This window comes from Neptunitalea lumnitzerae, from assembly GCF_027924185.1.
Taxonomy (GTDB): Bacteria; Bacteroidota; Bacteroidia; order Flavobacteriales; family Flavobacteriaceae; genus Neptunitalea; species Neptunitalea lumnitzerae.
The window spans coordinates 1-24,650 of the sequence record NZ_BRVO01000002.1 but is presented as its reverse complement, the minus strand read 5'-3'; the positions used below and the strand labels follow the sequence as shown (position 1 = coordinate 24,650).

The 24,650-nt window shown below is 32.8% G+C and carries 23 protein-coding genes; 7 read left to right on the top strand and 16 right to left on the bottom strand.

The features are described from left to right. Window positions 1-15 precede the first annotated feature (15 nt). On the top strand, window positions 16-330 hold the full coding sequence (locus Y10_RS07670) for a YegP family protein (RefSeq protein WP_281764801.1): 315 nt from the start codon (window positions 16-18) through the stop codon (window positions 328-330). 46 nt (window positions 331-376) lie between these two features. On the opposite strand, the gene Y10_RS07665 is transcribed toward Y10_RS07670, so the two are convergent. Then, the gene (locus tag Y10_RS07665) at window positions 377-1,408 is read right to left on the bottom strand and encodes a threonine aldolase family protein (protein WP_281764800.1); all 1,032 of its coding nucleotides are present in this window, start codon (window positions 1,406-1,408) and stop codon (window positions 377-379) included. A 213-nt stretch (window positions 1,409-1,621) separates the two neighbouring features. On the opposite strand from Y10_RS07665, the gene Y10_RS07660 reads away from it, so the two are divergent. The 4 genes from Y10_RS07660 to prfB all read left to right on the top strand — a co-directional run bounded on the left by Y10_RS07660 (window position 1,622) and on the right by prfB (window position 6,105). Next, window positions 1,622-3,091: a circularly permuted type 2 ATP-grasp protein gene (locus Y10_RS07660; RefSeq protein WP_281764799.1), complete on the top strand. Its 1,470-nt coding sequence runs from the start codon at window positions 1,622-1,624 to the stop codon at window positions 3,089-3,091. 4 nt (window positions 3,092-3,095) lie between these two features. After that, window positions 3,096-4,040 carry an alpha-E domain-containing protein gene (locus Y10_RS07655; protein WP_281764798.1) on the top strand — a complete coding sequence of 315 codons (945 nt, stop codon included), beginning with the start codon at window positions 3,096-3,098 and terminating at the stop codon, window positions 4,038-4,040. Between the two features lie 53 nt (window positions 4,041-4,093). Further along, window positions 4,094-4,945, top strand: a complete 852-nt coding sequence (locus tag Y10_RS07650) for a transglutaminase-like domain-containing protein (RefSeq protein ID WP_281764797.1) — start codon at window positions 4,094-4,096, stop codon at window positions 4,943-4,945. A 58-nt stretch (window positions 4,946-5,003) separates the two neighbouring features. Continuing rightward, window positions 5,004-6,105 (top strand): peptide chain release factor 2 gene (gene prfB, locus Y10_RS07645; RefSeq protein ID WP_281764796.1). Its coding sequence is split into 2 segments (ribosomal slippage): window positions 5,004-5,066 and window positions 5,068-6,105, totalling 1,101 coding nucleotides; the frame shifts between segments, so codons are not numbered across the junction. A 52-nt stretch (window positions 6,106-6,157) separates the two neighbouring features. On the opposite strand, the gene Y10_RS07640 is transcribed toward prfB, so the two are convergent. The 5 genes from Y10_RS07640 to Y10_RS07620 form a co-directional block, all read right to left on the bottom strand. Continuing rightward, window positions 6,158-6,460 carry a hypothetical protein gene (locus tag Y10_RS07640; RefSeq protein ID WP_281764795.1) on the bottom strand — a complete coding sequence of 101 codons (303 nt, stop codon included), beginning with the start codon at window positions 6,458-6,460 and terminating at the stop codon, window positions 6,158-6,160. A 156-nt stretch (window positions 6,461-6,616) separates the two neighbouring features. Beyond that, entirely contained in the window at window positions 6,617-7,573 is a 957-nt protein-coding gene (locus Y10_RS07635; protein ID WP_281764794.1) for a hypothetical protein, read from the bottom strand. 211 nt (window positions 7,574-7,784) lie between these two features. After that, window positions 7,785-8,240, bottom strand: a complete 456-nt coding sequence (locus Y10_RS07630) for a hypothetical protein (protein WP_281764793.1) — start codon at window positions 8,238-8,240, stop codon at window positions 7,785-7,787. 260 nt (window positions 8,241-8,500) lie between these two features. After that, entirely contained in the window at window positions 8,501-9,199 is a 699-nt protein-coding gene (locus Y10_RS07625) for a LytR/AlgR family response regulator transcription factor (RefSeq protein ID WP_281764792.1), read from the bottom strand. Further along, window positions 9,200-10,207 (bottom strand): sensor histidine kinase, encoded by a 1,008-nt coding sequence (locus tag Y10_RS07620; RefSeq protein WP_281764791.1) that lies wholly within the window; start codon window positions 10,205-10,207, stop codon window positions 9,200-9,202. Between the two features lie 164 nt (window positions 10,208-10,371). On the opposite strand from Y10_RS07620, the gene Y10_RS07615 reads away from it, so the two are divergent. Both Y10_RS07615 and arsC read left to right on the top strand, forming a co-directional pair. Continuing rightward, the gene (locus Y10_RS07615; protein ID WP_281764790.1) at window positions 10,372-12,201 is read left to right on the top strand and encodes a S41 family peptidase; all 1,830 of its coding nucleotides are present in this window, start codon (window positions 10,372-10,374) and stop codon (window positions 12,199-12,201) included. An 85-nt stretch (window positions 12,202-12,286) separates the two neighbouring features. Next, window positions 12,287-12,628 carry an arsenate reductase (glutaredoxin) gene (arsC, locus tag Y10_RS07610; RefSeq protein ID WP_281764789.1) on the top strand — a complete coding sequence of 114 codons (342 nt, stop codon included), beginning with the start codon at window positions 12,287-12,289 and terminating at the stop codon, window positions 12,626-12,628. 54 nt (window positions 12,629-12,682) lie between these two features. Here arsC and acs read toward each other — a convergent pair whose 3' ends face one another. From acs to Y10_RS07560, 10 genes are all read right to left on the bottom strand, one after another. Continuing rightward, a complete protein-coding gene (gene acs / locus Y10_RS07605) occupies window positions 12,683-14,590 on the bottom strand; it encodes an acetate--CoA ligase (protein WP_281764788.1) in 1,908 nt (635 codons plus the stop codon). A gap of 14 nt (window positions 14,591-14,604) precedes the next feature. Continuing rightward, window positions 14,605-16,497, bottom strand: a complete 1,893-nt coding sequence (locus Y10_RS07600) for an acetate--CoA ligase (protein WP_281765688.1) — start codon at window positions 16,495-16,497, stop codon at window positions 14,605-14,607. Then, the gene (locus Y10_RS07595) at window positions 16,497-16,718 is read right to left on the bottom strand and encodes a hypothetical protein (protein WP_281764787.1); all 222 of its coding nucleotides are present in this window, start codon (window positions 16,716-16,718) and stop codon (window positions 16,497-16,499) included. The genes Y10_RS07600 and Y10_RS07595 overlap by 1 nt, the downstream gene beginning before the upstream one ends. A gap of 52 nt (window positions 16,719-16,770) precedes the next feature. Then, a complete protein-coding gene (locus tag Y10_RS07590; protein ID WP_281764786.1) occupies window positions 16,771-17,133 on the bottom strand; it encodes a response regulator transcription factor in 363 nt (120 codons plus the stop codon). Further along, window positions 17,130-19,817: an ATP-binding protein gene (locus Y10_RS07585; RefSeq protein WP_281764785.1), complete on the bottom strand. Its 2,688-nt coding sequence runs from the start codon at window positions 19,815-19,817 to the stop codon at window positions 17,130-17,132. Before Y10_RS07585 ends, Y10_RS07590 begins: the two co-directional genes overlap by 4 nt. Beyond that, entirely contained in the window at window positions 19,810-20,004 is a 195-nt protein-coding gene (locus Y10_RS07580; RefSeq protein WP_281764784.1) for a hypothetical protein, read from the bottom strand. Before Y10_RS07580 ends, Y10_RS07585 begins: the two co-directional genes overlap by 8 nt. A gap of 66 nt (window positions 20,005-20,070) precedes the next feature. Then, window positions 20,071-21,849 (bottom strand): sodium:solute symporter family protein, encoded by a 1,779-nt coding sequence (locus Y10_RS07575; protein WP_281764783.1) that lies wholly within the window; start codon window positions 21,847-21,849, stop codon window positions 20,071-20,073. 32 nt (window positions 21,850-21,881) lie between these two features. Continuing rightward, window positions 21,882-22,139: a DUF4212 domain-containing protein gene (locus Y10_RS07570; RefSeq protein WP_281764782.1), complete on the bottom strand. Its 258-nt coding sequence runs from the start codon at window positions 22,137-22,139 to the stop codon at window positions 21,882-21,884. 20 nt (window positions 22,140-22,159) lie between these two features. Next, window positions 22,160-23,374, bottom strand: a complete 1,215-nt coding sequence (locus tag Y10_RS07565) for a hypothetical protein (protein ID WP_281764781.1) — start codon at window positions 23,372-23,374, stop codon at window positions 22,160-22,162. A 114-nt stretch (window positions 23,375-23,488) separates the two neighbouring features. Next, window positions 23,489-23,908: an IS1/IS1595 family N-terminal zinc-binding domain-containing protein gene (locus tag Y10_RS07560; protein ID WP_281764780.1), complete on the bottom strand. Its 420-nt coding sequence runs from the start codon at window positions 23,906-23,908 to the stop codon at window positions 23,489-23,491. Window positions 23,909-24,650 lie beyond the last annotated feature (742 nt).

Here is a 24,650-nt window from a genome sequence, read left to right as displayed (position 1 = left end):
ATAAATTGTTAGGTTATGTTTGAGGTAATACAAATAGACGATACTGAATACTTTCAGTTCATTTTAAAAACAAACAACGGTAATGTACTATTGTTTAGCATGGAATATATGTCGGAAGAAGATGCGTTTACGGCTAGCAGATTGTGTAAGCAATTGAGTTTATCTAAAACTAATTTTGAACGTAAAACCGCAAGCAACGGTAAATTCTTTTTTATTATTAAAGATATGTTTGGTAAAGCTATTGCCGATAGCTCTTATTTTTCTTCAGAAGTAGGCATGCAAAATGTAATTGATTCTATTATTCAAATGTTTCAAAAAAAAACAGCTTAAAACCAATGGTTTTAAGCTGTTTAAATAATGTTCTGGAAAAAAAATATTACTGTGTTACCAATTCAAGCTTAGCTAAACAGTCTAATACATATTCATGCATTTCTTGAGTATAATCTAAATGAGTTACCATTCTTAACTTAGCTCCCATTGGGCTAATAAAAATGTTGTATCCCTTCAATGCTTCAATAAAAGCAGTATTACTATAGCCTTCCTCTAAATCAAAAATGATAATATTAGTTTCTACTGGAGTGATACTTTTTACAAAAGGTAAACTAGCCAAAGTAGCTTCTAATTCTTTCGCTCTTCTATGATCTTCCGACAAACGGGCAATATTATTATCTAAAGCATAAATACCAGCAGAAGTTAAATAACCTATTTGTCGCATAGCTCCTCCAAGTATCTTACGTACTCTGTAAGCTCTATTAATAAACTCTTCAGTACCCAAAAGAACAGACCCCACTGGGCACCCAAGTCCTTTACTTAAACAAACAGAAATACTATCAAAAACTTCTCCGTACTGAGTAGTACTTTCACCCTTAGCTACAAGGGCATTCCATAATCTAGCACCATCTAAATGTAACTTAAGGTTATGGCTATCACAAACTTCTCTAATTTTTAAAATCTCTTGAAAATCATAACAAGTTCCACCTCCTTTATTTGCCGTGTTTTCTAATGATACTAAAGTAGTCATTGGGCTATGGAAAGAATTAGGGTCGTTAATAACCTCAGCTACCTGGTGCGCTTTAATAGTACCACGGTCACCATCAACCATTCTACAAGATACACCGCTATTAAAACTTACTCCCCCAGATTCGTAATGAAAAATATGGGCATCTTTATCACATATCAATTGGTCCCCAGGCTGGGTATGCAGTTTAATACCAGTTTGATTAGCCATAGTACCACTGGGAAAAAACATAGCAGCTTCCATACCAAACATACCTGCTATTTTTTGTTCTAATGCTATGGTAGTCTCATCTTCTCTGTACATATCATCTCCTACCTTGGCATCCATCATTACCTTTAACATTTCTGCTGTTGGTTTTGTAATGGTGTCGCTTACTAAATTTACTTTCATCGTGTGTTGTTTATGCTATTATTATTTGGGAACGTAGATTTTTTAAGGGTGCAAATTAATAACAAAAAGAGTGCTCTATAAAATACTTATGAATATTTCACAAAAAACGCAAACCATATAAAGTTATGTAAATCATAATTTTAAAGTTAAATTATTATCATTTTATCATAGTATTTTCCCTATTAAATATATAATTTAGAACAAAACAACCTTATGATTAAAAATACTGCAAACCCAATCTTTTCTTCTTATGAAAAGAAAGATGCGCTCTACGATGAAATTTTTGATGAAAATGATGAGGTAAGAGACGTCTACAAAAAGCTTTTTGAACTCTACAGTGGACTTTCAAGTAACGATTTTGGTACTTTAAATGAAAAAGCAAAAGCTACTTTTTTTAATCAAGGTATTACCTTTCAGGTTTACAGTGATGCCAAGGCACAAGAAAAAATTTTCCCTTTTGACTTATTCCCTCGCATTATAGATGCAACCGAATGGGAAACCATTGAAAAGGGAGTATTACAGCGTTCTAAAGCCTTGAACCTTTTTCTGCATGATGTGTATCATGATAAGAAAATTATAAAAGAAGGAATTGTTCCTTTAGATTTAATTAGTTCCTCTTCTAACTATCTACAATCTATGATGGGTATAGATCCACCTGGTGGTATTTATAATCATATTTCTGGTACAGACCTTATCAAACACTCAGATGGTCATTATTATGTGCTTGAAGACAATATCAGGTGTCCATCGGGTGTAAGTTATGTTATGTGTAATAGAAATGCTTTAAAGAAAGCTTTATTTGGTGTTTTTAATCATTACGATATTCACACCGTTACAGACTATGCAGAAAATTTATTAGAAATATTAGAAAGCGTAAAACCAAACGGTGTAGATATTCCTACTGTTGTGGTAATTACCCCTGGTATTTATAATTCTGCTTATTACGAGCATTCTTACCTAGCTAAAACCATTGGTATTGAACTGGTAGAGGGTAGAGACCTTTTTGTTGAGAATGATTTTGTGTATATGAAAACAATTTCAGGGCCTAAACGTGTAGATGTCATTTACCGAAGAATAGATGATACTTTTCTAGATCCTTTAGAATTTAGAAGTGACTCTGCTATTGGTGTTCCCGGATTATTTGCAGCCTACAAAAAAGGAAACGTAACCATAGTTAATGCACCTGGAACTGGTGTAGCAGATGATAAAGCCATCTATACCTACATGCCAGATATTATAAAATATTATTTAGATGAAGAACCCATTTTAAAAAATGTACATACCTACCATTGTAGTAGAGAAGATGATTTAAAATATGTTTTAGAAAATATTGATAAGCTTGTAATAAAACCTGTAGACGAGGCTGGCGGTTATGGAATTTCTATTGGTAATAAACTTACCAAAGAAGAAATTAAACAGGTACAAGAAGTTATTAAAAAAGAACCTAGAAAATATATTGCGCAACCTATTATGTCTTTATCTGTACACGCAACTTTTATAGAAGACGAAAACTCATTTGAACAACGACATGTAGACCTTAGAACCTTTACCCTATTAGGTAACCAGAAAGACTTTGTACTGAAAGGAGGCCTCACTAGAGTTGCTCTTAAAAAGGGCAATCTAATAGTAAATTCTTCGCAAGGAGGTGGATCTAAAGATACATGGATATTAAAAAATAAATAAACCTATGCTAGCCAGAGTTGCCAACAATCTATATTGGATGGGACGCTATATAGAAAGAGCCGAACATACCGCCCGTTTTTTAAAAGTAAACTATTTTTCATCGTTAGATGCTCCTAATAAACTATCGCAATCAAGACAGTTTGTGCTACAATCTATTTATCAGATGGTAGGTGAAACCATGTTTATTAATGATACTTTAGAAGAAGAAACTGTTTTATTCAATGTTGGACTTAATAGTGAAAAAACATATTCTATACTAAACAGCGTTAAAAATGCTCGTGAAAATGCCAATAGCTCTAGAGATTTAATTTCTACAGAATTCTATGAGTCTATTAATAAATTTTATCACCATGTAATGAATTATCCCTCTGATGTATTAGTAAAAAGTGGGTTGTATGACTTTACCTCTACCATTACAGAACATACCGCGATTTTAAGAGGAAAAATAAGAGGTACCCTATTACACGACGAAATTTATGCACTTATTATGTTAGGGATTAACATAGAGAGAGCCACACAAATTATTAGAATTATAAAAACTAAGTTTGACGATGCGCACAAAGCAATAGGTGGTTATGCAAACCCAGTTAAAAATAGTTACGAGTGGACCACGCTTCTTAAATGTGCTGAATCTTATGATATGATGCGTAGACTTTATAAAAAGTCTCCTACTCAATTATCTACGCTTGAGTTTTTAATCTTAAATCCTAGTTGTCCTAGATCGGTAATGAACAGCCTTAATCAAATCTATACAAATATTTGTACCATTGATAATGCTAAAATTTTCGATAAAGACTCCCCTGCCTTTCTAATAGGAAAAATGAGAGCGGAATATGAATTTAAAACTATTGAAGAAATACAAATTAACGTACAAAACTTTATAGAAAAAACATCGCAATTATTATTTAGTATTGGTTTTAAACTAGAAAATGAGTATTTCTATGTGTAACTGCTTACAACCTACGGCTTTTTATAGTATTTTTGGCTTCCCAATTTTTGAAAATGAAGTATGATTATACCATAAAATACAGATCTGAAAATCATTATGAAACCCCTGTATTTGAGGCGTATTGGCAATTTTTAGTAACCCCTGAAAACAACAGTACCCAAAAACTGATTACCGAAAAATTTACCACTTCGGTAAATGCAAGGATTGAAGAATCTGTTAATGGTTTAGGCTTTACAACTTCTAGAATACATTGCAAAAAGCCTTTTAAAGATATTGTTTTCGAAGCGGAATTTAAACTTACCAAGAGAGAAGTAAACCCGTTTGACTTCACCCTACCCTTAGACAATTCACTAGACTATGAATTGTTATCTAGTTTGCCCTTTAGAGTAGAGTTTGAAGCTTACTTAAAAAATACTGCACTAACTATACTTCCTAAAATAAGTGAAGACTTATTTAAGTTTGAGCAGTCTAAATCTGTTTTTGAAAATTGTATTGCTCTTAATACCTTCATTCATAATTTTATTACTTTTAAAACTGGCGTTACTAACACCAACACTACCTTACCAACCATTTTAGAAAACAAAGAGGGAGTTTGCCAAGATTATACACATCTTATGTGTGCCGTTGCCAGAGTTAACCAAGTACCAGCGCGCTATGTGTCTGGCTACTTACACCAAGGAGACGGTTTTTTAGGTGACATGCAAATGCATGCCTGGACAGAATTATACATACCTGAAATAGGTTGGGTAGGCTTTGATAGTACTAACAATTTAGTAGCCAACCATAACCATATTAAGGTAGCTCATGGTAAAGATTATAACGATTGTCCGCCATTAAAAGGTATAGTATATTCCTCAGGAAACAATTTTACCAAATATACGGTTGAAGTAAACCACCAGCAATAGATTTTAATTTTCTGAAAAGGTAAAATTTATGCTACCTTTGGTAAAAAATTAATAATTTATGGTCACTACTGAACAAGTAAAAGATCTTGTTGAACGCCTTGGTGCGTTAAGGAGGTATCTTTGACATTGATGCCAAACGAATAGAAATTCAAAACGAAGAAGAAAAAACTTTTGCTCCAGACTTTTGGGATAACCCAAAAGAAGCAGAGGCACTTATGCAAACTTTACGAAGCCAAAAAAAATGGGTAGAAGATTATGAAAAAGCCCAAACTTTAGTGAGCGATTTAGAAGTGCTTTACGAGTTTTACAAAGAGGATGAAGCAGAAGCCTCTGACGTAGAAGAGCAATACCAAAAAGCTTCTGAACACATAGAAAACATAGAATTTAGAAACATGCTATCTGAAGAAGGTGATAGTATGAGTGCCGTATTACAAATTACTGCAGGTGCCGGTGGTACCGAAAGTTGTGATTGGGCTTCTATGCTAATGCGTATGTACTTAATGTGGAGCGAGAAAAATGGGTATAAAATAAAAGAGCTTAACTACCAAGAAGGTGATGTTGCTGGTATTAAAACCGTTACTTTAGAAATTGAAGGTGAATTTGCCTTTGGATATTTGAAAGGTGAAAATGGTGTACACCGTTTGGTACGTATTTCTCCTTTTGATAGTAATGGAAAACGCCATACATCATTTGCATCGGTATATGTGTATCCGTTAGTAGATGATACTATTGAGATTAACATTAACCCGGCAGATATTGAGATTACCACAGCCCGTTCCAGTGGTGCCGGTGGACAAAATGTAAACAAGGTAGAAACCAAAGTACAATTAGTACACAAACCTACCGGAATACAAATTTCATGTTCTGAAACCCGATCGCAGCACGATAACCGCGACCGTGCTATGCAAATGTTACGTTCTCAGTTATACGAGATTGAGCTTAAAAAACGTTTGGAAGCCCGTGCCGATATTGAAGCTGGCAAAATGAAAATTGAATGGGGATCGCAAATACGTAATTACGTTATGCAACCTTATAAGCTTGTAAAAGATGTACGTACCGGAATTGAATCTACCGATGTAGATTCGGTCATGAATGGTAACATTGACGACTTCTTAAAAGGATTCCTTATGATGATGGGGCAAAAAGAAGAAGAAAGTTAAACCCATATAACTTCATAAACAAAAAGCAGCCAATTGGCTGCTTTTTGTTTTTCTAATGTTTATTACCACAAGCAGCACAAAAGGACGCTTGAGGTGTACGGTAAGGTTTACCGCATACTTCACAAGGTGGTCCGTATTGCGATATACGATGGTGCATAATAGCGGCGGGTTCGGTTTCTTTAAATCCGGTAATTTTCTCATAGTAATCTAATAACGTTTTAAAACGTTCTTCACGACTTGTCTTAGCCTTAATATTTCTAAATCCTTCTTTATAAAGTTCAGATGCTTTGTCATACTCATCCTCATCCAACATAGGAATATCCTTTTTACACCTCCAACACCAAAGTACTTTCATTTTTTATCATTTATATTATCAATCAAACCCATTAAATATAACTTCTCCCCACTACCGCTGGCATCATGCCAGTGGCCGTAAGAGTGAGATAACTATATACTGAAACTCCACTAGCGGGAGCGAGAGGTTTTACATTTGTTCTAATTTCTTTGATGACTATATTTTAAAAAAATTAAAATCAACTCTCTTCGAAATTCCATACGAGTGAATACTTTCTTGTAGTAGATTCAGATATTTAACTTTATTCTGATTACTAATTCTTTGAAAAAAATCAGGCGAAATACCCCAATTTTCAATATATAAAATGAATAATTCCGAAAGCTTAACTTCTAATTCCTCCCTTGATAAATTAGCCCATGACTTACAATATGCCTTTATATCACTAGAAGAAAAACCGTTGTGATATCCGATTAAAATCAGTGTTTCATTTGTTAAAGGTAAAATATGAACATATATATTCAAAAGATCTATATCTACATCTTTTTCTGGATAATCTAAATCGGTTGCACTAAATATTGCAGATGCATATACAGGTATTTTTGTATAGCTATAAGCATAGTATGAATATCTATTTTCTTTTAATTCTATTTCTTTCTCTAACTCCCTCTTTAATATTTCTAAATCCACAATACCAAGTTCGAAGCCATTCACAAACTTCTGCAATCTACATTTATCAATTTTCCTACCAAGTTTAGTTGAATTAATAAGTCTTAAGTTCTTTTCTATTTCAACTCTTTTTTTGAATATTTCTGAACAAGTTGCTCTATAACTTAATAAGACAAACGATTCATAAGAATTTAAGTTTTTAGTCTTATTTTCAATTGATTTAAAAATACTTGTATCATGATGGTTACAAAAAACTTTATGTGACATTGCATTGTTTATTCCAACTTTTTTAAATTCAAATGGAGAACTATTAGGCTTCCATGTATAAATATCCTTTAATTTTAATTCTACAAGATGTCCCTTCTCTGCTATATTACTTAACACTCCATTTTGTTGAATTAAATGAGAATTAATAGCATTAGAAGTACACTGACTAATCATACACTCCCAACGCTTTTTTTTAATATTCTTGTCAATTTCGGCTATTACTCTTAATGGATTAGTCATGATAATTTTTATCTACAATTTAATCCATTTACCTTAACCACAAACCAAAACCTAAAAAATTATTATACTCTAAACATTCATTCAAAACTCCCTTCCATTTTCCCAATATCCTCAATTATCCGTACCTATACACTTTGAAAAACAAATGAATGATGTTTCTATAAAAGACTAACAATAGTTATTAATTAGTAACGATATATGATTTAATTTTCTAATCAAACTCATTAAATATAATCTCTCCAAATGTCTTACATTTCCAATACTTAATTTGCGCTAATTCTTCTTTACCTAAGTCGGATAAATTATCATTTACAAATTCTGTATTTAATAGCTCAGTAGATAAATACGTAAGCTTCGGTTCTAGACAATTTTTTAAATCATCCAGCACCTCTATAAAATTATTTTGCATCCAGGAACTATCTTCGGTAACACCCGCAAAAAACGGATACGTATCATTTACTAAAATCAAAATAAGTTTACCTGTAACCGAATTTACAAACGTTACTTTATAAAAATTAGTTGAGGTGGTAGGCAATGTTATCTCGTGCACTACATATTTGGCGCTAGTACATAAATAGATTTGTTCTTTTAACCATTTTTCACCAATCTCCGGTAACTCTTCATCACTTGATTTAAGAAATCCTGTTATTCCTTTGGGTAACTTCATACCTGTATTTCCTTTCTTTTATCAGATAGTAAGGTGTCATTATCCTTCCATCCTAAAACCGATTCATAATTATCCATCAAAAGAATTTCACTTAATTCTTTTAGCGGTAGTTCTGTGGGTACAGCAAAGTTTTTCTAAATATAAAACAATATTCATGACTTATAATAAGCACTAATTCATAAAATATTTTCAGGAACAGGAATACGTTCAATTATTCCTTCTCTTACTCCAGTTAAGTAAAATAAAACATTATTACAATATCATAACATATTCTTATTCAAGTACTTTTTCACTCCCTCTCTATAGTTATTTCCAACTGGAATCTCCGTATTATTAATTAGCACACACTTACCATTATACTGGCTTATTTTAGACAATGGAACGATATAAGATTTATGAATTCTCATAAACTCATAAGATTTTAAATTGACTTCAAGAGATTTAAGTGTTTTTAAAGCCAAACAAAAATTATTTCCAGTTACTATTTTAGCATAGTCTTTAAGCCCTTGTATATAATCTATATCGCCTAATAAAATTTTCACATACTCATCCCCTTCTTTTACAAAAAAGGAAGGCATTAACGCTACTGCTTCTTCTTTTTTGGAATGTTCAAAACGAAGAATAGCCTTTGTAAATCGTTCAAAGGAAATTGGTTTTAACAAGTAGTCAATCACATCTAAATCAAAACTTTCTACAGCGTACTCACTGTAAGAGGTTGTTATGATAAACTTAGTTTTTCCCTCAAGCAATTTTACCAACTCAATACCTGAAATTTCAGGCATAGCAATATCTGTAAAAACTAAATCTATCGTATTTGTTAGCTTTAAATAATTAAATGCCGCTACTGAACTATTAAATGTTTTTACTATTTCTATAGTAGAAAATCTATCTAAATAATGAGCAATAACATCAATAGCTAATTGTTCATCATCTACAATTATGGCCTTATATAAATTCATTTATATTTCTATTTTTAACTGGGCTTGGTAACTATTAGCTGTACTATTACTATGCAAACTAAATTGATTAGGATACAAAGTCTGCAAGCGCTGTTTTAAATTAGTTAACCCTTTTCCTTCTCTATTACTTTCTTGAAAATGCTGCTTTTTAAAAACACTATTAGTTACAAGAAATAACAATTGGTTACCGGTTATGTTTAAACTCATATGTACATAAGCTTCTTTAGCATTGGTATAAAACCCATGCTTAAAAGCATTTTCTACCAAGGGTATTAATAGAAAAGGAGCTATTAAAATATCAGAGGTTAGGGTGTTTTCTATTGTAAACGTAATAGAAGCCTCTTCCCCAAAACGTATTTTTTCTATCGCAATATACTTCTCTATAAAATCAATTTCCTTTTTTAAAGGTACTTTATCAAGCTGTATATCATCAGTTATATAGCGCATCATTCCGGCCAATTTTAAAATATTCTCTGGTACCTCATCTTTTTTCTTAAGCGATAAACTATACAAAGAGTTAAACGCATTAAACAAAAAATGAGGATGTAATTGATTTCGCATTAATAGCTCTTTTGTCTCTATTAACTCTTTCTCCATTTTCTTGTATTTATTCAATGCATCAAGCCTGTTAATAAAATACAATAGCAAATAAAACAATAAAGCTTGCCCTAAAAGGCTTGTAAAATAGCCAAAAGCATAGTTTATAGTTATTGCACCATGTATTCTATAATCTTTGAGAATAGCAACCCCTATCAATGGCAGAATTAAAAATACGGTATAGGCTATTCTTTTTGCAAGGTTATCAAACCTAAAAATGACATAGTAAAGGACATATACAATGCTTACACATATAAAATTTTCGAAAGCATCACTCGTAAATAAAAAAAGCCAATTATCTGGTAAGGTATCAAATACTCTCATTAACAATTGGGTTCCTATAATTCCTAGAAACCCTATATGAAACAAGAGTTTTAGCAATTTGGTAACCTTTCCTGAAAATTGAATCATACAATAAGCTGCTTAAAATTTTATAACGTAAATATAGAAAAATCATATTCAGCTAAGTCTAGTAGTACTACACAGTCATCTGATCAGACACTAGGTTTGTCGATAACATTTTTACATTTCTGCTATTAAAAATAAGTTCACTCAGAATTTAAAATCAAAAAACAATGAAAACTTATTATTTAGCACTAATGCTATGTTTAATTCTTGTAAGGGGCTATAGTCAAAAATTAGAAATGGAAAAAGCCTCTCCATTTACAGCTGTAAAATGGGAAAAAAACACCCCCATAGTATTATTTGAAAACCATTGGTATACATTAGAAAAGCTAGACACCTACACTACTGAAGAATTATTAGCATTTTGTAGAAAAGAATACGGCAGCAAATGGAAAAAACGTTTTTCAGAAGATTTAGTAGAAATACTAACCGAATTAGGAACACCTCCTGAAAAAAAGGTATTGCTTATTTTATCAGACAGTACTAAAACTATAAAGGTAACAGGAACCTATAACTTTGAAAACAGACAAAAGGTTTTAAAATATAATAACCAACATCCCTCTAAACAAAAAGCTATAACGCATATAACTGCCGTCCAAGCTTTAGAAGATATTAATGAATTTGAAGAAATACTTACTACTAAATCCTCATATATTCATCTTTCAACTTTTGATTATACTTCGGCCATCAATAATCTTAAACATAAAATATCTAGTAAAAAAGAAAAGATAGACGTTAATTTTCTCACCCACGAACTAGCAAAAATTATGGCTTCTATTGGAGATAGACATGCTAGCGTTAAAAATGAGTTTCTGGATAAAAAGAAAATACCAACTTACAGTCTACAATTACCCTATACACTAGCCCCTTTGCATGATTCTATTATTGTGCTAAAAAAAACAAACAGTGAATATGAATACTTAAGTAATAACTTTCCTTACTTAAAATCTATTAACAATATTCCCGTTCATAATCTTATAGATTCAATGTCTTACAAAGCCAAACTAGCACCTAAAGAAGCTAAATTTAGAAGGGGTGTCACTGAATTACAAAACCTAGGGGAACTTTATTTTAAAAATAATATAGCCTTACCCAAAAAAATTAAAGTAGTATTTACCAATGGTAAAACAGATAGCTTAGCTATAGTTGAGTTAAACAATAAACAATACAACTATACTTCTAAACAACAGCTTGCTATGTATGATTTATCTAAAGAAATTGAAAACTCAAACTTTACCAATATGAGCAAAATAATAGATAATCAAATTGGGTATTTAACCATTCCAAAAATGTATCATTCTAGCGACAATAAAGAATTAGAAAAATTTATAGATGATACATTTATAAACTTTAAAAATACAAAGGCATTAATTATTGATATACGTTTTAACCCAGGTGGAGGGAGAGAACTCATCAACAACATAGGAAATTATATAATTCCTAAAACAGAAAGCCCTTGGGTAGCTAATATTGCCTACTTAAGAACTGATGAAGAAAAGGATTTCTACAAATCAATGTCCTATAGATATCTAAATATGTATGGCTCAGAAACTATAACTGAATTGGATAGAAACGCTATTGATACGTTCTTAAGCAAATATCGTTTTCAAAGAAACTTTGATATTACAAAATTTAGTAAACCTCATTATATGATCTTAAAAAGTGGAAATACTAACTACACTAAACCTGTTTATATATTAGTTAACGAACGCAGCTTTAGTGCTGCTACTGTTTTTACAAGTGCCTTTAAAGAACTTCCTAATGTTACTATAGTGGGGGTTACTACGGATGGCTCTAGTGGCAACTCAAAAAAAATATATTTAAAGAATTCTAATATAAGAGTAAAAGTTTCTACCATGCTCTCATTTCAACGAAACGGTTTAACCTTGGATGGCAACGGAACCCAACCAGATATTTATATTCCAGAAGATGAAGCACAAGTATTACATGGTAACGATACCCAATTAAACAAGCTAGTTGAATACATTCATGCACACTAAATGTTGAATCTCTATTATCCAGTAAAAGATAAACAACCAAAAAATAATCATTGCCTATCTTTGTAACAAATTAAAGATAAAACACATGATTACCATATATCACAATGCCCGTTGCGGAAAATCTAGAGAAGGCTTAAAACTTGTAGAAGAAAGTAACCAAGAGTTTGAAATTGTAAAGTATTTAGATACTCCACCAACAGAAACCGAGCTTAAAGAAATTCTAAATAAATTAGGATATAAACCCTCAGAGTTAATAAGAACCAACGAGGCCATTTGGAAAGAAAATTATAAGGGGAAAACTTTTACTGATGATGAACTCATTACTATAATGGTAGAAAATCCTAAACTAATTGAACGCCCTATTGTAATTAATGGCAACAAAGCAGTAGTAGGCAGACCACCCGAAAAAATAAAAGATATTCTATAAAGTTAAAAAGGCGCTTTTTTCAAAGCGCCTTCAGTAAAACTAACTAACATAACATTATAGAGCATTATCCATAATTTCTTTTACTACCTCAGGATTCAGTAATGTACTGGTATCTCCTAAGTTACTTGTATCTTTACTTGCAATTTTACGTAAAATTCTTCTCATAATCTTACCAGAACGCGTTTTTGGTAATCCTGGTACAAATTGAATCTTATCTAATTTTGCAATTGGTCCAATCTTATCAGCAATTTGCTGGTTAATCTCTTTCTTAAGATTATCAAAGTTTCTTGATTCTCCATATTCTTTTAAGATTACATAACCATATAATGCATTACCTTTCACTTCGTGAGGGAATCCTACAATTGCAGATTCTGCTACAGCCTGGTGTTCGTTAATAGCATCTTCAATTGGTGCTGTACCAAGGTTGTGTCCAGAAACTATAATTACATCATCTACTCTACCCGTAATTCTATAATAACCTACTTCATCTCTCATAGCACCATCTCCTGTAAAATACATATTGGCATAAGCAGAGAAATAGGTATCTCGGTAACGGTCGTGATCTCCCCAAATGGTTCGTGCCATAGATGGCCAAGGATATTTAATACATAACCTACCTTCTACTTGGTTCCCTTTTAATTCTTGTGCATTTTCATCCATTAATGCTGGTTGAATACCAATAAAAGGTAACGTAGCATACGTTGGTTTTGTTGGTGTTACAAAAGGGATTGGCGAAATCATAATACCACCAGTTTCTGTTTGCCACCAGGTATCTACAATCGGACTCTTATTTTTACCTACATTATCGTTATACCAGTGCCAAGCTTCCTCGTTAATTGGTTCACCAACTGACCCCAGTACTTTTAACGATGATAAATCACATTTCTCTACATACTCAATATTTTCTTTAGCCAAAGCTCTAATAGCTGTTGGTGCCGTATATAAATGTGTTATTTTATGTTTTTCTACAATTTCCCAGAATCTACTAAAATCCGGATAACTAGGTACACCCTCAAACATTACAGTTGTACCTCCATTAGCTAACGGACCATATACTATATAGCTATGCCCGGTAATCCATCCTATATCTGCTGTACACCAGTATATATCTCCTTCTCTATATTGAAAAATATTTTTAAACGTATATGCCGTATACACCATGTAACCACCGGTAGTATGCACCATACCTTTTGGTTTACCTGTAGAACCAGAAGTATATAAAATAAATAAAGGATCTTCTGCATTCATAGAAACAGCTTCACAGAATCCATCCGCCTCATCTAATAAAGGTTGAATCCAAAGGTCTCTTCCTTCTTTTAGTGTAACCTTATTTTTAGTTCTTTCAACTAACAATACTTTCTCAATAGTCTCACATGATAAAAGTGCCTCATCTACAATAGCTTTTAAATCTAAAGTTTTAGCACCACGGTAAGACCCATCTGATGTAATTACCATTTTACAAGACGCATCGTTTATTCTGGTAGCCAATGCCTTTGCAGAAAACCCAGCAAATACAACTGAATGTACTGCACCAATACGGGCACACGCTAATAAAGCAATAGCTAGTTCAGGAATCATGGGTAAATAAATACAAACTCTATCCCCTTTTTCTATCCCTTGAGCTTTTAGCACATTTGCCATTTTATTTACCTTTTCAAATAAGGCATTATAGGTAATATGCTGTGCTTCTTCATCGGGGCTATTCGGCTCAAATAAAATAGCAGTTTGCTCACCATGCGTTCTTAAATGTCTATCTAAACAGTTTTCGGTAATATTTAATTCTGCTCCTTCAAACCATTTTACTTCTGGTTTTGCAAAGTCCCAAGACAAAACATTACTCCAACGTTTTCTCCAAACAAAATGTTCTTCCGCAACCTCTTCCCAGAATCGTTCTGGGTCTCTCACAGATTTACGGTATACTTGAAAATACTCTTCTAAATGTTTAATATGATAATTACTCATGTTGTTGTGTTAAATTAATTAATGCCTACTTTATGTGTTTTGAATGCTAGTTGTATTTCGTTGATAATGTTTGGGTCATCAATGGTAGAAGGTACAGAAAATTCTTTATCATCTGCAATACTTCTTAAAAGTTTTCTAAGAATTTTACCAGATCTTGTTTTTGGTAGCCTGTCTACTATTAAAACCATTCTTAAAGATGCCACCGCTCCAATTACAGCGCGCACATCCTTTACAATTTCTTCTTGTATAACAGATTCTGCTAATAGATTATCAGACTTTGTTACAGCAAGTGCAATGGGTATTTGTCCTTTTAAATCGTCATGTACGCCAATCACAGCACATTCTGCTACCGAGTTATGAGAAGCTACTACTTCTTCCATTTCAGCCGTTGAAAGTCTATGACCCGCCACATTAATAATATCATCTACCCTTCCGGTAATAAATACATAGCCGTCTTCATCTATGTAACCACCATCCCCAGAAAAATAATAGCCTTTAAAAGGTTTTAGATAACCCTCTTGAAACCTTTCAGGATTGCCCCAAATGTTTTGAAGGGTACCAGGAGGTAAAGGCAACTTCACGGCAACATATCCTTCAGTACTAGCGTCTACTTGTACACCTTCGTCGTTTAATACTCTAATATCATAACCACAAACAGGAAATGTAGCTGAACCTGGCTTAACATCAGCTAATTCTACACCAGCCATATTAGACAGCATAGGCCAACCAGACTCTGTTTGCCACCAGTGGTCTATTACTGGAATGTTTAATTGTTGCTGCAACCAGTTTAAGGTAGCCGCATCACAACGTTCACCCGCTAAAAACTGATACTTTAAGCTAGATAAATCAAACTCCTTAATAAAGTTTCCTTGCGGATCTTCTTTTTTGATGGCTCTAATAGCTGTAGGTGCAGTAAACATAACACTCACACCATATTCACTAATTACTCTCCAAAAGGTAGAGGCATCAGGTGTTCTAATAGGTTTTCCTTCAAAAATTACGGTAGTGTTTCTATTTACTAACGGACCATATACTATATAACTATGCCCTACTACCCAACCTACATCACTAGCTGCCCAGAAAATTTCATCTTGTGCTACTCCATATACATATTTCATAGAGAATTTTAAAGCGGTAGCATACCCACCGGTATCTCTAATAATTCCTTTTGGTCTACCAGTAGTTCCAGAAGTATACAAAATATACAACGGATGTGTTGAAGGAACAGAAATTGGTGAAGCAATATCTGCAGTACGTACTAATGATTTGTAATCTAGGTCATAAGGCTGATCTGGAACATCGGCTCCTAAATGACGCTTATAAACTACAACGTTTTCTGGTTTATGCGTAGAAAGTGTTATTGCTTTATCTACATATGGTTTGTAAGGTATAATTCTATCAACCTCTATACCGCTAGAAGCAGTTAGTATAATTTTAGGTTTACAATCATCTATACGTATAGCAAGCTCATGCGGAGCAAAACCACCAAAAACAACTGAATGTATAACCCCAATTCTTGCGCACGCTAACATTGAGAACATCGCCTGTGGTATCATAGGCATGTAAATAATAGCAGTATCGCCTTTTTCTAAACCAAGTTTTTTTAATGCCCCAGCTAGCCTACCTACTTCCGATTTCATATCATTATAGGTATATTTCTGTTTTGTATTAGTAACAGGAGAATCATAGATTATAGCCACCTGATCTCCGTAACCATCCTGAATATGTTTATCTATACATAGATAACTCATATTCAATTTACCATCTGCAAACCACTGATCGTAGTTATAAGCATCTTTTGAAAGAATGGTACTAGGAAAATCATACCACGTTAATTGGTTTGCTTGTTCTTTCCAGAATTCTTCAGGATTCTGAATACTATTTTGGTAAAAATCTTTGTAGTTCATCATTTTGCTTTTTTAGGGTTAAACAGTCCAAACCAATTTGGATTTAAAAAACGCAACTTGATTAATACCCAAAGCATTACAACAAAGGATAAACCAATTAAAATGGAGGTAAGAGGATCTACAGCCGTTTGGTTCTCAAACTTCAAACGAAGCAATAGAGTGGCTGCTACGTAGATACTGATAACAATATCTGAAGCTAACGGACTTAATCTGATTTTCATATTGATACTAACTTAAATTAAACACTGGCTTTTTTTGCACACAAAACCAACTTTAATTTAGTAGCTCATTTATATCAGAAACTATTTTTTTAATTGAAAAAGGTTTGGTTATATATTTAGCAGCACCTAATGCTAACCCTTTTTCTATATCAGATGCTTTATTTTTGGCTGAAAGAAAAACAACTTTTGTATTGTTCAGTTTTTCTTCTAGTCTAATTCTCTTTAAAGTTTCGTAACCATCTACCTCTGGCATCATTATATCTAACAACACTAAATCTGGTATATTGGTTTTAAGTATCTCTAAAGCTTCACTGCCATCTCTAGCAATAAACACCTCAAAGTTATTCCTTTTTAGTGTATATTCCAAAGACATTACAATATTTGGCTCGTCGTCTACTATTAATACTTTCTTCATCTCGGAAGTTTAACTACAAATTTAGCACCTTTTTCTACATTTTCATAAGCCCAAATGGCTCCGCCGTGACTTTCTACTATATGTTTACAAATAGCTAAACCAAATCCGCTACCCTGAGGTTTCTTGGTATTTTGGTTTTTTGATTGATAAAACTTATCAAATATATAATTAAAATCTTCTTTAGGAATACCTTTTCCGTTATCTTCTATATAAATTAACACATGTTTAGGAAACGCCTCTAGCATTACCTTTATTTCTCCGGTATTCTCATCAACAAATTTTAAGGCATTTGATAATAAATTGGTGAACACCTGTATCAAACGGTCTTCATCATATTTTAATTTTATAGCAGTAGTTGAATTAAAGATACTAACTTTTTTCGAATTAACCTCGGCTGTCACAAAATGAATTGCCTTTTCTATGGTTTCAGAAATGTCACATTCCTTAATATCAAGCTTTTCTCTACCTGTAGATAATTTCTCTATATCTAAAATATTATGTATTAATCTAGATAAGCGCTCAGAGTCTTCTACAATATTGTTTAAAAATTGCAAACGAATTTCATTATCCATTTCATCATCGTCCATTACAATCTCTGCAGATGCTTTTATTGCTGTGATAGGAGTTTTTAACTCATGTGCTACCGTATCTAAAAATTCATCCTTTTGTTTATCCTGAAAAATTAACTCCTCATTTGCATTTTTTAATTCAGCTGTGAGCACTGTTAACTGTGCAGATTTCTCCTTTAAAAATTTATTCGTAATTATAGTTTCCTTACTTTCTTCTAGTATCTGCAATACTTCTGCTAAACTCACTGGCTCTTCTTTAACAACATTACTTATTAAGATTCGCGCCGATGAACTCCCGATGCTACCAATTAATAATTTCTCAGAAAAATTAATCAATTTAGCATCTGCCATTACAGTATCTTTTGGTATATCGTATTTTTTATAAAACAAATCAAATGCTCGTTCTGTCTTTTCACTACCCAAAAATCGCTCTAAAATTCGTTTGATATCTGATATGTACGCCTCTCCTCTCCAAACATAAGCACCTTCTTGCAAATCGCTGTAATTACTACTACGCACAAACATCTCGGCATAGTTACGCTCTCTATAGTTTCCGCTACCTACCAATGAAAACGTTAGGTATGCTGCTATATTAAAAAACATACTCCAAAAAAATGCATGTGCAATTGGGTTAAGAAAATCAATTCCCAAAAACGCATAAGGCTTAAACAAAGTAATGCCAAACGGACCTTCTGAAACAAAACTATTAATGTTGAGTATTCCATCTAATATCACAGGTAGTATCAATGTATAGAAAACTACTAACAACCCAGCTACAATACCTGCAACAACGCCTCTAGCAGCTCCCCTATTCCAATACAAACCTATAAATAAAGATGGTGCTAGTTGTGCTACAATTACAAACGATATATAGCCTATAGAAAATAAAGAAAGTTGCTTAGAAAAATTAATATAAAACAAATATGCTACTACAATAAGCGAAAATATTGCTAGTCTACGTATGTTCTTAATATACTTATTGTTACGTTCGGTATCTCTATTTCTAAACACCTCTAAATATCCATAAGGTATAATTACGTTATTACTTAACATAGTAGACAATGCTATAGTAGATACCACTACCATAGAAATTACAGCAGAAAATCCGCCTAAGAACACTAAAAGAGATAAAACAATATTGTTATTCTTTAAAGGAAGTAAAAGCGTGTAATATTCTGAATTTACCGTATCACCAAGCTCAACATTACCTCCCCATGCTATAAAAATTACAAATACGTTAAATAATAACAAGTATAATGGGAACAACCAAATTGCATATTTTAAATAACGCTCTCGATCGTTTTCTACTACCATCATCTGAAACTGTCTTGGTAATAAAAAGACCGCCACAAATGAGATAACAGTCATATAAAACCAATTGAAACCTCCATAAATATCAGGAAATGTGGTAAACTTTTCAATATCGGCAATTGCTGAAAACTGATTGTAAATATCTTCGGTTCCATCAAAAACAAAATAGGTAACATAAACTCCTATGATAAGGAAGAATAATAACTTAATAATAGATTCAAATGCCACAGAAGCCACAATACCAATATGTTTATCGGTAGTATCGGTAGTCTGTGTACCAAAAAATGTAGCGAAAACAGCTAGCAAAACTGCAATATAAAAAGTGGAATCTGAGAAAATAGATCCGGAATTATCAACCGTAACATTTCCAGAGGTTATAATTTCAAAAGTTTCAGATATAGCCTTCAATTGCAGAGAGATATATGGCAAAATGGCAATTACGCAGGTAACCGTAACCAAAGCACCAATAAATCTATTATTACCATATCTTAAGGAAATAAAATCTGCTATAGAAGCTACTCTTTGGTGTTTAGAAATTCGCATAATTTTCCGTAAGAGCATTATGAAAATAGGAGAAGCAATCACAGGCCCTAAATAGGTGGGTAAAAAAGTGGCTCCCTCCGTAGCTGCAACACCTACACTTCCGTAGTAAGTCCAAGCAGAACAAAAAACACCTAAAGAAAGTGTATATACAATAGGATTATTAATCCATTTACTTTTCGCATTCTTCTCAGCCCAAAAGGCTATAAAAAAAAGCATTACCAAATACGTTATTATAATGGTAATGAGTATATAATTATTCATAATGTCGTTTAATGATCACAAAAGAAATTACAATAGAAAGTATCCAGAGTGAGAAAATACCCAAATATAAATAGGGAATTCCAAATATGGCCCCTTCCTTATTATAGGTTAAAATTAAGGGCATATTTAGTAACAAAGCCATAATAATGGCTGATACTACCAACTTTTGCGCATGTCTTTTTTTCATGAATTTAAATATACAAAAAAACAGTGTTGCATACACAACACTGTTTCAGACCAACAAATACAAATGCTAGTGAGAATGTGCCTCACCTGCTCCACTTGGAATTCTAATATTTTCAACTATTTCTTGTACATGTTCTGGTGTAGGTTTAGTTAATCTTGAAACCACTAATGATATTACAACGTTTACACACATTGCAACGGTTCCAAATCCTTCTGGCGAAGTACCAAACCACCATTCACTGGCAGGTCTAGGCTCCATCACTCCAATCAATCCGGTTTTATATCTAATCATATAAAACAACATTAATCCAATACCTACCACCATACCTGATATAGCTCCTTCTTTATTCATTCGCTTATCAAATACTCCTAAAACAATAGCAGGGAAGAAAGATGCAGCACCTAAACCAAAGGCGAGCGCTACTACTGCTGCCACAAAACCTGGAGGATAAATACCGAATAAACCTGCAATGATGATAGCTACAAAAATGGCTATTCTTGCCGCTAATAATTCACCTTTTTCAGAAATGTCTGGTTTTAATTGTTTCTTAATTAAATCGTGCGAAATCGATGTAGAAATCACCAATAACAATCCTGCTGCTGTAGATAATGCTGCTGCTAAACCACCGGCTGCAACTAAACCAATTACCCAATTAGGTAGGTTGGCAATCTCTGGGTTTGCTAACACCATAATATCTCTATCTACATATAATTCATTCTCTCCAGCTCCCGGATTACTAACTAAGCGTTCTCCATGTGTTCCTCTTTCTGCAGCAAAAGCAGGTTTTTTACCATCAATAGCGCTTCCGTCTGCATTATACTGTATTTTACCATCATTGTTTTTATCACTCCATGCTATTAAACCGGTATTTTCCCAGTTTTTAAACCATTCTGGCATATTAGCATACTCTTTATCTCTTACAGTTTCAATTAAATTGGTTCTTGCAAATACAGCCACTGCAGGTGCTGTTGTATATAAGAAAGCGATAAATAAAAGTGCCAACCCAGCAGATTTTCTAGCATCTTTAACCTTAGGTACTGTAAAGAAACGTACAATTACGTGTGGTAATCCTGCTGTACCCGCCATTAAGGCAAGAGTAATAGCAAATACATCCCAGGTAGATTTAGACCCATCTGTATATTCTTTAAATCCTAATTCAGTATGTAAATTATCTAATTTCTCTAATAAATAAGTTCCGTCTTGTACCTTACCTCCCATTCCTATTTGCGGAATTGGGTTTCCTGTCATTTGTAATGAGATAAAAATTGCAGGAACTAAGAAAGCAAACATCAAAACACAATATTGAGCTACTTGTGTATAGGTAATACCCTTCATACCTCCTAAGAACGAAAATATAAGTACTACAGCCATTCCTATAACTACTCCTAAATTAATATCTACTTGTAAGAATTGAGAGAAAACAATACCAACACCACGCATTTGCCCAGCAACATAGGTAAAAGATACAAGTAAAGCACAAATAACAGCTACCGTTCTTGCAGTATTAGAATAATATCTATCGCCAATAAAAGCAGGTACTGTAAATTTTCCAAATTTTCTTAGATAAGGTGCCAAGAGCAATGCCAAGAGCACATAACCACCGGTCCATCCCATTAAAAATACAGAACCATCATATCCCATAAAAGATATTAATCCTGCCATAGATATAAATGACGCCGCACTCATCCAATCGGCTGCGGTAGCCATTCCGTTAGCCATTGGAGAAACACCACCTCCGGCTACATAAAATTCTTTTGTTGAGCCAGCTCTAGCCCAAATTGCGATTCCAAAATATAGGGCGAATGTAATCCCTACTAATAACCATGTCCAAAATTGTACACTCATAATAATATTTTTTAAAGGTTGTTAAGTAAGGGTTATTCGTTATACCCGTATTTTTCATCTAATTTATTCATCAATCTTACGTATACGAATATTAATATTACAAATACATAGATAGATCCTTGTTGAGCAAACCAGAAACCTAGTTTAAACCCTCCTAAACTTATTTCATTAAGAGCATCTTTAAATAAAATTCCCGCCCCGTAGGAAGCTAAAAACCAAACAACTAATAAGATGGTTAGGTATTTTAGGTTTTCCTTCCAATATGCGATAGCTTTTTGCTTGTCAGTCATAATGTGTTAGTTTTTAAATTTTATAAGTAAATCATTGCTTGTAAGGTAAGCGTACCGGTTTTGGTATCTCCAAAATTTTGGTTTTGGTACTCTAACGTCAATTTAGAGTTATTACCACTTAAGTAAGCATTGGCACCAATACCAAAAACATTACGGTTATCATCTACAGCGTCATAACTGTTAGAAGCATAAGTTACATAAGGTTGAAAACGAGTTTTATCAACATTACCTGGCACCACATATCCTAAGTGCCCGTAAACCATACTACCAGTACCGTATGCACTGTATAAATAATTGGTACCATAATCGTTAGATTGAAAGGTTGCATATGCTGTAAGTGCACTTCCGTTGCTACCAAGTGGTGTATCATAAAATGCATCAACAGCAAAAATTTGAACATCTTCCCCTTTTAGTTCGGTTCCATCCATAATCACAGAACCTTTAGGATGTAAAAAGAATCCGGCTCCCACATTGAATACTTTTTTTCCTCCTAAATAGGTTCCCACTTTAAAGGGTAAAAAGTTAGATTCCTGATCAAAGAAATTAAAATCGAAATACCCTGAATATGTTTTACCGGCATCTTTAGATCCTAGTAATCTTTTACCGCCATATACAGCTTGACCAGTTAATGCATCTCTGGTATCTAATCCTGTTGTAATAGCATCGTTTATTGATACACGATATTGTAACTTGTTAAATTTTCCTTTTGCAAACACTCCTATATGTCTTGCAAATTGATCTGATAAACCTAAAGTAGACCAAGATTGTCTGTTATTATCAAGACTTAACATATTTAAGGTACTTTGGTTATTTAATCTTGAAATACCATTAAAATAATGTAATCCCCCCCCAACTACATGGTCTGGTGCCACATTGTACTGAGCCCAAACATCATGGAAAAATAATTGAGAACCCTCTGATTTACCAGTCGGACTCATGGTATTACTGTTTAAACTGTTAAGTCCAAAATGAGTAAGTATTAAAAACTTCTCATTGATTTGAGCAAACATTAAAACCCTTGCTCGCCTAACCATAAAATTGGTGTTACTTTGGTCCTCAGGTACATCATCTGAATACGTTGCTTGAAACTGTGCCCAAGAAATCATTCGAAGATATTTTTTACCATCATCCCCGAAATTTACTTTTAAACCACCTTTGTAATAAGGTGATGCTTGTGAATGTAACTGTGCTGAATATAACACAACAACACTCATAAGAAGAAATAGTTTCCTCATAGTGATTTGTTTTAAATTGTACTACTATTAAAATTGATTTTGTGTGCAGTACGAACTTCTCACTATTTTCGGATTAATAAAAAAATATTATATATTTTTGTTTATTTAGTATATCTAATCCCTAAAACGTTCCCATTTTATAAGCATAAACTTATCTCCTAGCTCGGTAATAATAACTCCAGCACCTTTTAAAATACTAGGATCTTTAAAATAATTAGACAACTCTGACCCGTTAATTATCTTATACGTAGGATGATACTCTGAATTATAAGGTCTTTTGATATTGTACTTTTTAACCCAATTCATAATTGTCACATGAGATATCCCCAGAATACGTTCAATTTCTCTATAGGTTAAACCCTCTAGGTATAGCTGTAACGATTTATTTACATAATAATCGTCTATTTGCTTACCTAGTTTATTAACAGTAAAGTAGTAACTACATTTTTTGCACTTGTAACGTTGTCTATCGTTAACTATACCGGCCTTAACAAACTGATTAGACCCACAACTTGGACATGCATTAATTTTCATATATAATATTTTTGCATAAATATAGCAATTTAGCTTAAAGTAGCCATATCGTTTAATAAATAACTAAAACTATAACTCTATTTATATGATTTTATAAAATTACACATTAATTTATTACAATATCAACAACGAAAACGTTTTATATTTGAAACTACTCAAAATTCTATAAAGTGTACTCAATACATTTAAAATGTTTCATGACACATCCATGACGAAAATAAAGAATTAAACCACCTTTATAACATAAAAACAAGTAACAAAATAGCTAAATACCTGAGAGCAATTACAAAATGATTTTCATAACAATTGAAATAAATACCTTACCTCACATAAAGAACTCAGAATTAATATCAGACAGACCCCTTCATCAGTTTTCTGAAACAGATACTTCATTTTAGTGTTAGCAAATTACTCTGGACGATATACATTAAACTAATACATAAAAGCTGTACCAATATTTTAAAATTAATTGAGCAAACCACAATTACACCACAATAACACCACGATAATATTACTATATAAAAGAAGTTCAATACATTTCACAACCTAATATTCTACATAACACGTTTAGAAATGGTATATAACGATAGATTAAATTGAATTGATATATTGCTAAATTGTTTAAGAAAACGTCCTTTATATCTCATTTAATAGATTATTATAGATTAATCAACAAATAAACAAGATATAACTCAAAACAGTTTACGAAGTAATAAAATGGAGATGTTCTAATTACAAAAGT